The 12,929-nt window shown below is 59.6% G+C and carries 13 protein-coding genes; 4 read left to right on the top strand and 9 right to left on the bottom strand.

Annotated elements, in window-relative coordinates; translation table 11 throughout:
* Window positions 1-88: 88 nt before the first annotated feature.
* The 6 genes from msrQ to PVZ78_RS21305 form a co-directional block, all read right to left on the bottom strand.
* On the bottom strand, window positions 89-709 hold the full coding sequence (gene msrQ / locus PVZ78_RS21330; RefSeq protein WP_016703651.1) for a protein-methionine-sulfoxide reductase heme-binding subunit MsrQ: 621 nt from the start codon (window positions 707-709) through the stop codon (window positions 89-91).
* Window positions 709-1,722 carry a protein-methionine-sulfoxide reductase catalytic subunit MsrP gene (gene msrP / locus PVZ78_RS21325; protein ID WP_016703652.1) on the bottom strand — a complete coding sequence of 338 codons (1,014 nt, stop codon included), beginning with the start codon at window positions 1,720-1,722 and terminating at the stop codon, window positions 709-711. The genes msrQ and msrP overlap by 1 nt, the downstream gene beginning before the upstream one ends.
* A 63-nt stretch (window positions 1,723-1,785) precedes the next feature.
* On the bottom strand, window positions 1,786-2,643 hold the full coding sequence (gene pssA / locus PVZ78_RS21320) for a CDP-diacylglycerol--serine O-phosphatidyltransferase (RefSeq protein WP_009050877.1): 858 nt from the start codon (window positions 2,641-2,643) through the stop codon (window positions 1,786-1,788).
* Window positions 2,644-2,788: 145 nt separating this feature from the next.
* Window positions 2,789-3,805: a ketol-acid reductoisomerase gene (ilvC, locus tag PVZ78_RS21315; RefSeq protein ID WP_007959661.1), complete on the bottom strand. Its 1,017-nt coding sequence runs from the start codon at window positions 3,803-3,805 to the stop codon at window positions 2,789-2,791.
* A gap of 45 nt (window positions 3,806-3,850) precedes the next feature.
* On the bottom strand, window positions 3,851-4,342 hold the full coding sequence (ilvN, locus tag PVZ78_RS21310; protein ID WP_007924620.1) for an acetolactate synthase small subunit: 492 nt from the start codon (window positions 4,340-4,342) through the stop codon (window positions 3,851-3,853).
* A 2-nt stretch (window positions 4,343-4,344) separates the two neighbouring features.
* Window positions 4,345-6,069 carry an acetolactate synthase 3 large subunit gene (locus tag PVZ78_RS21305; RefSeq protein WP_007924621.1) on the bottom strand — a complete coding sequence of 575 codons (1,725 nt, stop codon included), beginning with the start codon at window positions 6,067-6,069 and terminating at the stop codon, window positions 4,345-4,347.
* 403 nt (window positions 6,070-6,472) lie between these two features.
* On the opposite strand from PVZ78_RS21305, the gene PVZ78_RS21300 reads away from it, so the two are divergent.
* Window positions 6,473-6,895 carry a DUF4124 domain-containing protein gene (locus PVZ78_RS21300; protein ID WP_016703654.1) on the top strand — a complete coding sequence of 141 codons (423 nt, stop codon included), beginning with the start codon at window positions 6,473-6,475 and terminating at the stop codon, window positions 6,893-6,895.
* 18 nt (window positions 6,896-6,913) lie between these two features.
* On the opposite strand, the gene PVZ78_RS21295 is transcribed toward PVZ78_RS21300, so the two are convergent.
* The 3 genes from PVZ78_RS21295 to mrcB are packed head-to-tail and all read right to left on the bottom strand — an operon-like array spanning window position 6,914 to window position 10,321.
* Window positions 6,914-7,249, bottom strand: coding sequence for a YqcC family protein (locus tag PVZ78_RS21295; RefSeq protein ID WP_016703655.1), 336 nt, complete (start codon window positions 7,247-7,249; stop codon window positions 6,914-6,916).
* Window positions 7,249-7,980 carry a tetratricopeptide repeat protein gene (locus PVZ78_RS21290; RefSeq protein WP_009050880.1) on the bottom strand — a complete coding sequence of 244 codons (732 nt, stop codon included), beginning with the start codon at window positions 7,978-7,980 and terminating at the stop codon, window positions 7,249-7,251. Before PVZ78_RS21290 ends, PVZ78_RS21295 begins: the two co-directional genes overlap by 1 nt.
* Window positions 7,981-7,996: 16 nt before the next feature.
* A complete protein-coding gene (mrcB, locus tag PVZ78_RS21285) occupies window positions 7,997-10,321 on the bottom strand; it encodes a penicillin-binding protein 1B (RefSeq protein WP_009050881.1) in 2,325 nt (774 codons plus the stop codon).
* A 117-nt stretch (window positions 10,322-10,438) separates the two neighbouring features.
* Here mrcB and PVZ78_RS21280 point away from each other — a divergent pair, with 117 nt between their 5' ends.
* The 3 genes from PVZ78_RS21280 (at window position 10,439) to PVZ78_RS21270 (ending at window position 12,915) form a co-directional block, all read left to right on the top strand.
* Window positions 10,439-11,995 (top strand): bifunctional aminoglycoside phosphotransferase/ATP-binding protein, encoded by a 1,557-nt coding sequence (locus PVZ78_RS21280; protein ID WP_016703657.1) that lies wholly within the window; start codon window positions 10,439-10,441, stop codon window positions 11,993-11,995.
* Window positions 11,996-12,085: 90 nt separating this feature from the next.
* On the top strand, window positions 12,086-12,430 hold the full coding sequence (locus PVZ78_RS21275) for a pentapeptide repeat-containing protein (protein ID WP_009050883.1): 345 nt from the start codon (window positions 12,086-12,088) through the stop codon (window positions 12,428-12,430).
* A gap of 212 nt (window positions 12,431-12,642) precedes the next feature.
* Entirely contained in the window at window positions 12,643-12,915 is a 273-nt protein-coding gene (locus tag PVZ78_RS21270; protein WP_009050884.1) for a TfoX/Sxy family protein, read from the top strand.
* Window positions 12,916-12,929: the final 14 nt, after the last annotated feature.

Raw genomic sequence — 12,929 nt, 5'->3', positions numbered from 1 at the left:
ACTCGTTGAATCTCAAGGAGTTTTCCGTTTCGACTGCGCCGGAAGTGGGGCGAATTATAGACTTCCAGAATCTGCCGTCAACCCCTAATTACGCTTTTGTTGCAGAAGATGGTTTTTTCACCATTAAACGGGGGATTCGACGTGTCACCGGCGGTAGCCGCAGCAGTAATAACAATGCGCCGATAGAAGCATAGATAGCCCACTCTTTAAGATCAGCCCGAACAATCCAGAGCATATGCAGTAGCCCCAGCCCAAGAATGAGATAGACCAACCGATGCAGTTTCTTCCAACGACTGCCCAGGCGACGCTGGCTGTATCTATTAGAAGTCACCGCCAAGGCCAACAACCCGAGGAACCCCAGGCTTCCAACAATAATGTAGGGCCGCTTACGCAACTCCACTCCCAGCTGTGACCAATCGAGCCCGAGGATAAATACGGCGTAGGCACTTAAATGCAGCACCACATAAGCAAAGCACCACAAACCGAGCTGTCGGCGTACCGCGATCCAGCCCACCCACCCCGTCAGTTTCTGTAGAGGGGTCATGCTCAGGGTGATCAGCAAAAAGATCAGCGTCCCCAACCCCAGACGATCGACCAGCACTTTCCCTGGATCGGGTCCGAGAGCAGAGGCCCAAGCCTGGTACAACCAGAGCAAAGGCCAGATAGCCGCAACGATAAAGACGCCAAGGCGCCAGAGTGGATAGCGCATCAGTAATTCTTCCGCAGATCCAGGCCGGTATATAAAGAAACGACTTCATCCGCGTAGCCGTTGAACATCTGCGTCTCACGCACATTGGGACTGAACAGGCCGCTAGGCAGGCGACGCTCGCGCGCCTGAGTCCAGCGAGGGTGATCAACCGTAGGATTCACGTTCGCGTAAAAGCCGTACTCATTGGCGGCGATGCTTTGCCAGGTGGTTTTCGGCTGCTCCTCCACCAGACTGATGCGCACGATGGACTTGATGCTCTTGAAGCCGTACTTCCAGGGCACCACCAAACGCAATGGCGCGCCGTTCTGGTTAGGCAGCTCGCGGCCATACATCCCCACGGCCAGAATCGCCAGCGGGTGCATCGCCTCATCCAGGCGCAGGCCTTCTACATAAGGCCAGTCGATCAGGGCAAAACCCGAACGCTGACCGGGCATGCTTTTAGGGTCCTGAAGGGTTTCGAAGCGGATGTATTTGGCCTTCGAAGTTGGCTCGACCTGCTTGAGCAACTCGGAAATCGGGAAACCGATCCAGGGAATCACCATGGACCAGGCCTCGACACAACGCAGCCGGTAGATCCGCTCTTCCAACCGATAAGGCTTCATGAAGTCTTCCAGCGCATAACGCCCTGGTTTACCCACCTCCCCGTCCACCACCACGCTCCAGGGTTCGGTTTTCAGCGCGCCGGCATTGGCAGCCGGGTCGCCCTTGTCGGTACCGAACTCATAGAAGTTGTTGTAGTGGGTGGCGTCCTTGAACGGGGTGATCGCCTCATCCTTGACGTTGACCGCCTGCCATTTTGTTTCCGGTAGTTTTTGCACAAACCATGACGGTGCCTTGCCAGGCTCGACATCCGGATAGCGCCCCGCGTCTTCGGCACTGGCCCAACGCGGCAGCGCACAGGCAGCCAGACCGGCAATGGCCCCGCCCAACAGGCTACGACGAGAGACATAAAGGGATTCAGGCGTGACATCCGACTCTTTGCAGTCAGACGACTTGGGGACTTTGATCAACATGGCAACTCCGCAGCATTGGAGGACTGATGCACCAATAGACTGCGGAGTATGGGGGAAATTACATTAAGGCAACGTTTTGCGCCGACGAAGATGCAACAAGTACTGAATCGGGCCAGAGGCTGCGTAGGCGAGGAAAACCAGCAACAAAATCCGCGGCGGATCACTGAAGACCACGGCGAATACCAGAACCACGGCGAGGATCGCCACGAAAGGTACGCGCCCCTTCAGATCCAGCTCCTTGAAGCTGTTGTACTTGATATTACTGACCATCAGCATGCCGGCCGCCGCGACCATCAGCGCCACCAGGAACGACATCTTCGAACCCTGGATACCGTAATCGCTGAATGCCCAGACGATACCGGCCACCACACCCGCCGCGGCCGGGCTGGCCAGGCCGATGAAGTAGCGCTTGTCGGCAGTCCCCACCTGGGTGTTGAAACGAGCCAGACGCAACGCCGCGCCAGCTACATAGATGAAGGCGACCATCCAGCCGACCTTGCCCATGTCACCCAGCGCCCAACCAAAGGCCAGCAAGGCAGGCGCAACGCCGAAGGCAACCATGTCGGACAGCGAGTCATACTCAGCGCCAAAAGCGCTCTGGGTATTGGTCATGCGGGCTACGCGCCCGTCCAGGCCATCGAGCACCATGGCGACAAAGATCGCGATGGCCGCGAACGCGAAATACTTGCTCGCTCCTGCCGCGTCACCGGCGCTCAACGCGCTCTGGGCACTCATGGAATTGATGATCGAGTAGAAACCGGCGAACAGGTTCGCGGTGGTGAAGAGGTTCGGCAGCAGATAGATACCACGATGCCGGACTTTACGGCCTTCAGCGTCATGCCCCTCTTCGACATGCTCATCGATGGGTAGCAGGCTATCGGCGTCAGAGGCCTGGTTTGGCTCTTCGGGACGTTCGCTCATGGACATTACCTTGCAACGGTGTGAAAAGTTTCGACGATACCCAGGGCCATGATTGGACCACAAAGGATCCAGCTTTATACCAGAACCTGTCTATCCAAACGAAAAAACGCGGCCTAGGCCGCGTTTTCCCTGACAAGACTCGAACTTAGTTCTTGGCTTTGTCGACGATTTTGTTGGCACCGATCCACGGCATCATCGAACGCAGTTGTTCACCGATGATTTCGATACCGTGAGCGGCGTTGTTACGACGCTTGGCGGTCATCGATGGATAGCCGGTGGCGCCTTCGCTGATGAACATCTTGGCGTATTCGCCGTCCTGGATGCGCTTCAGAGCGTTGCGCATGGCCTGACGGGATTCGGCGTTGATCACTTCAGGGCCGGTCACGTACTCGCCGTACTCGGCGTTGTTGGAGATCGAGTAGTTCATGTTGGCGATACCGCCTTCGTACATGAGGTCAACGATCAGCTTCAGTTCGTGCAGGCATTCGAAGTAGGCCATTTCTGGCGCGTAGCCAGCTTCGACCAGGGTTTCGAAACCGGCTTTGACCAGCTCGACGGTACCGCCACACAGAACAGCCTGCTCGCCGAACAGGTCGGTTTCAGTCTCGTCCTTGAAGGTGGTTTCGATGATGCCGGTACGGCCGCCGCCCACGCCAGCGGCGTAGGACAGAGCAACGTTCTTGGCGTTGCCGGAAGCGTCCTGGTAGATAGCGATCAGGTCAGGGATACCGCCGCCCTTGACGAACTCGGAACGCACGGTGTGACCCGGGGCCTTCGGCGCGATCATGATCACGTCGAGGTCGGCGCGCGGAACAACCTGGTTGTAGTGGATCGCGAAGCCGTGGGAGAAGGCCAGGGTGGCGCCCTTCTTGATGTTCGGCTCGATTTCGTTCTTGTACAGCTGGGACTGGAACTCGTCCGGGGTCAGGATCATGACCAGGTCGGCGCCGGCAACGGCCGCGGCAACGTCGGTCACTTTCAGGCCATGGGCTTCAGCCTTGGCAACGGTAGCCGAGCCTTTACGCAGGCCAACGGTCACGTCGACGCCGGAGTCTTTCAGGTTGCACGCTTGAGCGTGGCCCTGGGAACCGTAACCGATGATGGCAACTTTCTTGCCCTGGATGATCGAGAGGTCGCAGTCTTTATCGTAGAAAACTTTCATGAATTTCCCCTATATCAGGCCGTTCAGGCCGTTCGCTAATTTGAGTTAGATGCTGAGTACTTTATCGCCACGGGCAATGCCGGTGACGCCACTGCGTACGGTTTCCAGAATCGAGGCGGTGCCGATCGACTGGATGAAACTGTCGAGCTTGTCGCTGGTACCGGTCAATTGAACGGTATACACGCTGGCACTGACGTCGACGATCTGCCCACGGTAAATATCGGTAGTGCGCTTGACCTCGGCGCGCTGGGCGCCGGTGGCCTTGACCTTTACCAGCATCAGCTCGCGCTCGATGTGAGCGCTTTCCGACAGGTCGACCAGCTTGACCACTTCAACCAGCTTGTTCAGGTTCTTGGTGATCTGCTCGATGATTTCATCGTGCCCCACGGTGGTCAGCGTCAGACGCGACAGGGTCGGGTCTTCGGTCGGCGCCACGGTCAGGCTTTCGATGTTGTAGTTGCGCTGCGAAAACAGGCCAACCACACGAGACAAGGCGCCCGGTTCGTTTTCCAGAAGCAAGGAGATAATGTGCCGCATGATTAAGTACGCTCCGTCTTGCTCAGCCACATATCGCGCATGGAGCCGTCTTTGATCTGCATCGGGTAGACGTGCTCGCTGGTATCGACCTGGATGTCGAGGAACACCAGACGATCTTTCATGGCGAATGCTTCTTCCATCTTCGGCTTCAGGTCCTTCAGGTCCGTGACGCGAATGCCCACGTGCCCATAGGCTTCGGCCAGCTTGACGAAATCAGGCAGCGATTCCATGTAGGAATGCGAGTGACGGCTACCGTAGTTCATGTCCTGCCACTGACGCACCATACCCAGCGCACCGTTGTTCAGGTTGATGATCTTGACCGGCAGGTCGTACTGCAGGCAGGTCGACAGTTCCTGAATGTTCATCTGGATACTGCCCTCGCCCGTTACACAGGCAACGTCAGCATCAGGGAAACTCAACTTGACGCCCATGGCCGCAGGGAAACCAAAGCCCATCGTGCCCAGGCCACCGGAGTTGATCCAGCGATTGGGCTTGTTGAACCGGTAGTACTGCGCCGCGAACATCTGGTGCTGACCCACGTCGGAAGTCACATAGGCGTCGCCCTTGGTCACTTCGCAGAGGGTCTCGATCACGGTCTGCGGCTTGATGATGCTGCCATCGCCCTTGTCGTAAGGGAACAGGCCGCGATCACCGCGCCACTCCTCGATCTGCTTCCACCAACTGGCGACTGTGTCCTTGTTCGGGGTTTCGCCGATTTCCTTGAGGGCCGCGACCATTTCGGTCAGGACGCTCTCTACCGGACCCACGATCGGCACGTCTGCCTTGATGGTCTTGGAGATGGACGCCGGGTCGATGTCGACGTGGATGATCTTGGCGTTCGGGCAGAATTTCGCCGGGCCGTTGATGACACGGTCGTCGAAACGCGCGCCGACTGCCAGGATCACATCGGCATGGTGCATGGTCAGGTTGGCGGTGTAGCTGCCGTGCATGCCGAGCATGCCGACGAACTGACGATCGGTGCCAGGGTAGGCCCCCAAGCCCATCAGGGTATTGGTGACCGGCAGGTTGAGCATTTGTGCCAGTTCGGTCAGCGGCGCGGAGCCACCACCGAGGATCACGCCGCCGCCTGCGTACAGCACAGGACGCTTGGCCGCCAGGAGCATTTCTGCCGCCTTGCGGATTTGCCCGGAATGCCCACGAACAGCCGGGCTGTAGGAGCGCAGCTTCGCTTTTTTAGGGAAAACGTATTCGAACTTTTCAGCCGGATTGGTCATGTCCTTAGGGACATCGACCACGACTGGACCCGGACGACCGGATTGCGCCAGGTAGAACGCCTTCTTCATGACTTCCGGGATTTCCGAAGCGTGCTTGATCATGAAGCTATGCTTCACGATCGGCCGGGAGATACCGATCATGTCGGTTTCCTGGAACGCGTCGGTACCGACCATGGTGCTAGGCACCTGACCGGAAATGATCACCATTGGAATGGAGTCCATATAGGCAGTGGCGATACCGGTGATGGCATTGGTCGCGCCAGGGCCGGAAGTCACCAGTACCACACCGGCCTTGCCGGTGGCACGGGCGTAGCCGTCAGCCATATGGGTAGCCGCTTGCTCGTGACGAACCAGGATGTGGGTCACTTCCGGTTCTTTGAACAGGGCATCGTAGACATGAAGGAGAGCACCACCCGGGTACCCATAGATATATTTGACGCCTTCGTCACGCAAAAAGCGGACGAGCATCTCACCGCCAGATAAAAGCTCCACGTTGTTCACCTCTAAAACGCCAGAATACCGCCCTCTTGAAAGGGGACGGGTCTTAATAGGTTTACTTCTCAGCAGAGCATGAGCGACGGTGGTCGCCGACTACGTCAGCACTGACTGAGCAAGTATTGGGAGTGCCCCAAGTGTTGCGGGGTTTTCCCACCCAGCGCGAGGTAACGCGTTGCGGGTGTAGCAGGTCGGCGCGGATGTGCGCCTCATGTTCTGCCGAGTGGGTCTGCTTCTGGCAGTCCCTCTACAGCGGACTTTGGATTCTTCTGTTTCGCCCTCTGCAAGTCAAGACGTCAATGTGCTTTATTCGAACTAAGCGCATGAGAACGCAAGAAAAAACCTGTAAACCGCGAGTGTCTGCGCTTCAATTGCGCAATCCTGGATAAGGAATTCAAAAATGCGAACCTTCGCCATGACCGCCGGCCTGCTGCTCGCCATGACTCTCCCGTGCCAGGCCGGGCAGATTTACAAATGGGTCGACGCCCAGGGAGTCACCCATTTCGACGCCCAGCCACCCCAAGGCGTGGCCAGCACCGTCATCACCCTGCCGAAAAACCCGCAAGGTGCGTCCCGTACGCCGTCACCCGACAAGCCGGACACCCAGCAACAGGTCATGGACAACCAGGCCAAGCAACAGCTCGCCAGGCAGGAAGCCGAGCGCAGGCGTTTTTGCACACAGGCACGGGCCAGCCTGACGCAGTTGCAGAACAACCCGCGCCTGAGCGAGAACACAGAGGAGGGAACGCGCCGCCTGACCGAGGAACAGCGTCAGCAGCGCATCGTGGAAACGCAGAAGGTGATCGACAACCACTGCCGCTAGGCAGTGGTTGCAGAGGGTTTAGCGGGTGGCGACGATCAGTTGGTCGAACTCTTTGAGCAGGATCTGCAACTGAAGGTCCCGGCCCTGCATCGGGCGACCGGCGAATACCACTTCGGCCATTTCCTGGATGCCCGAGGCGCTGGGCAGCGGCAGGTCCTGTTCAAGAATCGCCTTCATCCGCGGCAGGAAGATCCACTGCAGCCATTGCTCGAACTCCAGTGTGTCCACGGCAAACGGCTCGATACTGGCCAGGGCCTCGGTGCTCGGTGGGGTGTCATCCCACAACCCCTGCAACCGCAGCTCACGCTCGATCAACAGCAACTGCTCGGCAATCTTTGGAAAACGCGCATCCATCACAGAGACACCTTGGCTTTCTGTCGGGCCTGAGCGGCACCGGCGGCATCGCCCTGTTTCTCGCGCGCCTGGGCGATCAATGCCCACAGGCTGGCCTGCAGGTCAGGACGACCGTTGGCGAAGCTCAGGCCGCGACGGGCAAACTGTTCAGCCTGCGCTGCATCGCCCTGGGCCATGCGTACCTGGGCCAGGCGATACAGCACCTGCGGCTCACGCGGTGCTACACGCTGAGCGCGCTCGAGGCTGGAGGAAGCGCCGTTCAGGTCGCCACTCGCCTGTTGCTGCTGGGCCGTAGTCAACAGTGCCAGCACCGGACCATCCAGTTGCTCATCGGCGGACAGCCCGCCAGAGCTGGCCGAAGGTACTCCGCTCGGCGTCGGCGGCAGGCTGTAGCTGCCCTGATTGATCGGCGCAGACTGGATCGGTGAGGTATCGATAGGTCCAGGCGTGATCGGGCCCGGGGTAATCGGCGCGCTGCTGATTGGCGCGGCAGTGGCCGCAGCCCCGCCCGGCACCATCACCACCACGCCCGAGTCCTGCGGAATACTTTGAGTCTGTGCCTGCGCCGGACGCTTGATGGTCGTCTGACGAAAGCCACCATTGGCCGAAATGCGCTCGCTATTGGACACGGAGGTACCGGAGTCCACCACCGGAATCGAGCCACGCTGCACGCTGGCGCAACCATTGAGCAAAGCCAGAGCTGTAATAGCTGGAATCCACCACTTGTTCACGTCAAACCCTCTTCGCTTAATTCATCCAGCCCTTGACCCAATCCATCACCGACTCAACAGGCGCCGGGACATCGCCGCCGCATGCAGGACCGGGTGGGGGTTCACTGCCGCGAATATACGGCATCTGCACGGCACCCGGACAGTTGGCATCCGAGCCTTGCCCGGTCCGCGAGTCGACCCAGGCCTGCACCACGTTATCCGGTTGCGGCATATCCAATGGCAGCGGGTCGGCCTTGCGCATGAAACTGGTCCAAACCTGCAACGCGCCAGTGGCGCCGGTGAACGGTGTCTTGCCGTTGTCATCACGCCCCAGCCAGACCACCGCCAGCAGATCCTGGCTGAAACCGGCGAACCAGCTGTCGCGGGAATCGTTACTGGTACCAGTCTTGCCCGCCAGCGCCAGGGAACGCGGCAACACGTTGTAGACCGAGCTGCCGGTACCTTCGCGCATGACGCGCTGCATCGCGCTCTGGATCAGGTAGATCGAACCCGGGTCGAAACGTTGCTGGATCTGGAACGGATAACGCTTCAGCGGCTCGCCTTCGGCGGTCAGCACACTACGGATCCCGCGCATCGGGGTGTTGAAACCGCCGTTGGCCAGGGTCTGGTACATGGTGGCGACTTCCATCGGGCTCAAGCCCCCCGCCCCCAGCAGCATCGAAGGGAACGCCGGGAATTCGCGGGTGACGCCAAGGCGTCCCAGGGTCTTCAGCACGTTCGGCACACCGACTTCCAGGCCCAGGCGCGCGGTCGACAGGTTATAGGAATGGGCCAGCCCCTGATAAAGGAAGACCGTGCCATGGGAACGACGGTCGTAGTTCTGGGGTTTCCACACTTGCCCGTCGCCGCCTTTCACCGAGAAGGCCTCGTCGGAGAGCCAACTGGTCAGGGTGTACTGGCTGGGTTTCTCCAGTGCCGTCAGGTAAACCGCAGGCTTGATCAGGGAGCCGATCGGCCGCACCGCATCCAGCGCCCGGTTGAAACCGGCAAAACCGGCCTGACGGCTGCCGATCATGGCCTGGACTTCGCCGGTTTCCGGATTGGTCACCACCATCGCCGCTTCGACTTCATCCGATCCCTTGCGCCCGGCCAGACGCTTGAAAGTGTCACTGACCGAAGCCTCGGCCTTCATCTGCAGAATCGGGTCGAAACTGGTGAAAATCCGCAGGCCTTCCTCGGTCAAGTCTTCGTCGCGGTAATCCTCACGCAACTGACGCTTCACCAGGTCCAGGAAGCCGGGGAACGAGCTGTCCGCCAGGCTGCCGCGCTTGGTCACGCCCAAGGGCATTTTCTTCGCCGCTTCGACCTGCTCCGGCGTCGCCACACCCTGCTGCGCCAGCAGATCGAGCACCAGGTTACGCCGTTCCAGCGCGCGCTCCGGATAACGACGCGGGTTGTAATAGGACGGGCCCTTGACCATCCCTACCAGCAAGGCGATCTGATGCAACTTCAGTTCAGCCAGCGGCTGGCTGAAGAAGAACTGGCTGGCCAGGCCGAAACCGTGCACCGCACGCTGGCCGTCCTGACCGATGAAGACCTCGTTGAGGTACGCCTCGAGGATCTCGCGCTTGTCGTAATGCAGCTCAAGCAGCAGGGCCATCATCGCTTCGGTGAGCTTGCGGCTCAGGCTGCGCTCGTTGGTCAGGTAGAAGTTCTTGACCAACTGCTGGGTCAGGGTACTGCCGCCCTGGCGCATGGCACCGGACGAGGTATTGACCCACACCGCCCGGGCGATCGACTTCGGCGACACGCCAAAGTGGCTGTAGAAATCCCGGTCCTCGACCGCCACCAGGGTTTCCAGCAGATAAGGAGGCACCTGATCGATCTTGATCAGGATCCGGTCTTCGAGATTCTTCGGATACAGGCCGCCAATCAGCAGCGGCTCCAGGCGCACCACGGCCAGTTTCGAGCCTTTGCTGCCCGACAGCTCGGCCACGTAGTCGCCGGAGAAACGCACTCGCACCGGTTGCGCCTGTTCCATGCCTTCATAGAACTGGAAACCGCGGGTATTGAGTTCAACGGTGTTGCCACTGACCGACGCAGCACCAGGGCCGTTGACCACACTTTCGCGGCGATAGCCAAGTGCGTCGAGCTCGGTGAGGAAATCGTCCTTGCTGAGCTTCTGTCCGACGAACAGCTCCAGCGGGCGCGCATAGACCTTGGCCGGAATGGTCCAGCGCTTGCCGGAGAATTTCTCCTGGACCACGGCATCGAGATAAACCGCAAAGCCGGCGAGCACCACCAGAGCGACCAGACCGAGCTTCAAGGCCCAGCCCAGCCAGGGGCGCGGGCCACTAGACGGACGTTTTTTAGCGGAACGGGGGGATCGAGTACGAGTCATGGCGGCGGATTATACGCACTTTATTCATAGTCAACAGGAGCCGCCCGAGGTTTGCGTTAGCCCTGTCAGCGGCCATAATGACGCCCTTGAATTTTCCCCGACTCTGAAGGATCGCCTGTGAGCCAATCCCTGATCGCCGCCCTGCAAAACCCGGCCCTCTACCCGCATCCCGTAGACGGATTCCAGGTCATCGAGACCCATATTTCCTGGGTCCTGCTCACCGGCCCCTATGCCTATAAGCTGAAAAAGCCGGTCAACTTCGGCTTTCTCGATTTCACCGGCCTTGAAGCGCGTGGGCACTTCTGTGGTGAAGAGCTGCGTCTCAACCAGCGCCTGACCGATGATTTGTATCTGGAAGTGTTGCCGATCACCGGCACTGTCGACGCGCCGCAGATCGCAGGCGACGGCCCGGTCATCGAATACGCGCTGAAAATGCGCCAGTTCCCGCAAAGCCAACTGCTCAGCACCCTGCAAGCCAATGGCGAACTGACCACCGCGCACATCGACGAAATGGCCCGGCAGATTGCCAGGTTCCACCTCGACGCCCCGCGAGTTCCCGCAGCCCACGTAGCCGGCACCCCGGAAAGCGTAATGGAACCGGTACGTCAGAACTTCGAGCAGATCCGCCCGTTCCTCAGCGACAAGGCCGACCTGCAGCAACTTGAAGCCCTGCAAGCCTGGGCCGAAAGCAGCTTCGAACGCCTCAAGCCGCTCTTCGCCGAGCGCAAGGCCGAGGGCTTCATCCGCGAATGCCACGGCGACATCCATCTGGGTAACGCAACGCTCATCGACGGCAAGGTAGTGATCTTCGATTGCATCGAGTTCAACGAGCCGTTCCGCTTCACTGATGTCTATGCCGACGCCGGCTTCCTCGCCATGGACCTGGAAGACCGCGGCCTGAAATGCCTGGCACGCCGCTTCATCAGCCAGTACCTGGAACAGACCGGTGACTATCAGGGCCTGGAGCTGCTGAATTTCTACAAAGCCTACCGCGCCCTGGTACGGGCCAAGGTCGCCCTGTTCAGCATGCCGGCCGACGCCAGCCCGATGCAGCGCGCCACGGCCCTGCGCCAGTACCGCAACTACGCCAACCTGGCAGAGAGCTACAGCACCATTCCATCGCGTTTCCTGGCGATTACTTCTGGCGTTTCCGCCGTTGGTAAAAGCCATGTGGCCATGCGCCTGGTGGAGGCTTTGGGCGCCGTTCGCCTGCGTTCCGATGTCGAGCGCAAACGCCTGTTCGGCGAGCAGCAGGTACAGAACGATCCGAATGTCGGCATTTATAATGCCCAGGCCAACACCGCGACCTATGACCGCCTGCATGAACTTGCCGGTATCGTCCTGCGCGCCGGTTTCCCGGTGGTTATCGACGCCACCTACCTCAAGCGCGACCAGCGTGATGCTGCGGCCAAGGTTGCCGAAGCGACCGGCACCCCTTGCCTGATCATCGACTGCAACGCCCCGCAGGCCGTCATCGCCAGCTGGCTGGCGCAACGCCAGGCCGATCGCAACGACCCGTCGGACGCGACCCTGGCCGTGATCGAACAGCAGCAAGCCAATCGCGAAGCCCTGAGCGCCGAAGAAGTACTGCGCAGCAAGCGCGTCGAGACCAATGAAAGCGGGAGCCTCGACGCCCTGGTCGCGAATATTCGCCAGCGTCTCCCAGGCTTGTAATCAACTATTTCAGCCGTGAAACCGCAAAGGCTTCACGGCTGAAAAATAGTGGCACTATACTGGCGTCATAATTCCAGCAGGTGACGCCCCATGAGTCAGCCCAAACTTCTCGACACCCCCCTTTACGCTTTGCTGCACAAAGACGACATCGACGGCTTTAACCGGGAGCGCCCGAAAGACCAGACTGTCGACATGCGCGGCGGCGATTTTCGTGGGCTCGACCTACGTGAACTGAACGCCGACGGCATCGACTTCACCGACGCCTACTTCCGCTCTGCCGACCTGCGCGGCCTCGACCTGCGCAATTCCGCCATGGAAGGCGCCAGCCTGGCCCATGCGCAGATCTCCGGCGCCTACTTCCCGCCCGAACTGACCGCCGATGAAATCCTGATGTCCGTCAATTTCGGCACTCGCCTGCGCTACCGCACCAAGTAATCGCCGTTTTTGCTCCAAGGTCCGGCGCTCTCTGCCTTACGCTGGACTTGGCCTGCCTCCTTCCCTCCCCTCCCTCTGCTTCTGACGTACTTTCCTCTGTCGCCTTAGAAGCTTTTGCGCCAAAGCCGACCAAAGAACAGCGCTTTTCCTACTGAGCGCTACACTCCTTTGAGACTTGCCCACGCACCATTCGGCCGTCGCAAGGAGGCTTGATGAATGATGAATTGCAACACCTTAAGAACCTTGGCAAGACGTCGGCACAATGGCTGCATGCGGTGGGCATCCATAGCGCTTCGGACTTGCGCCGCCTGGGGGCGGTGGACGCCTATCGAGCCGTGCGGACCCGAGGTTTTCGAGCCTCGAAGGTGCTGTTGTACGCCATCGAAGGCGCCCTGATGGATGTGCACTGGAATGACATTCCGGCAGAACGCAAGGAAGCACTCAATAAACAGCTGGACGCCATTTCTTCACGCCACAAGAACTGACCTGGCAGGCTTTT

Source organism: Pseudomonas sp. SBT1-2, assembly GCF_028640875.1.
In the GTDB taxonomy this organism is placed as follows: Bacteria; Pseudomonadota; Gammaproteobacteria; order Pseudomonadales; family Pseudomonadaceae; genus Aquipseudomonas; species Aquipseudomonas chlororaphis_I.
Note: the sequence above shows the minus strand (reverse complement) of the source record. Positions and strands in the feature narration are given on the sequence as shown.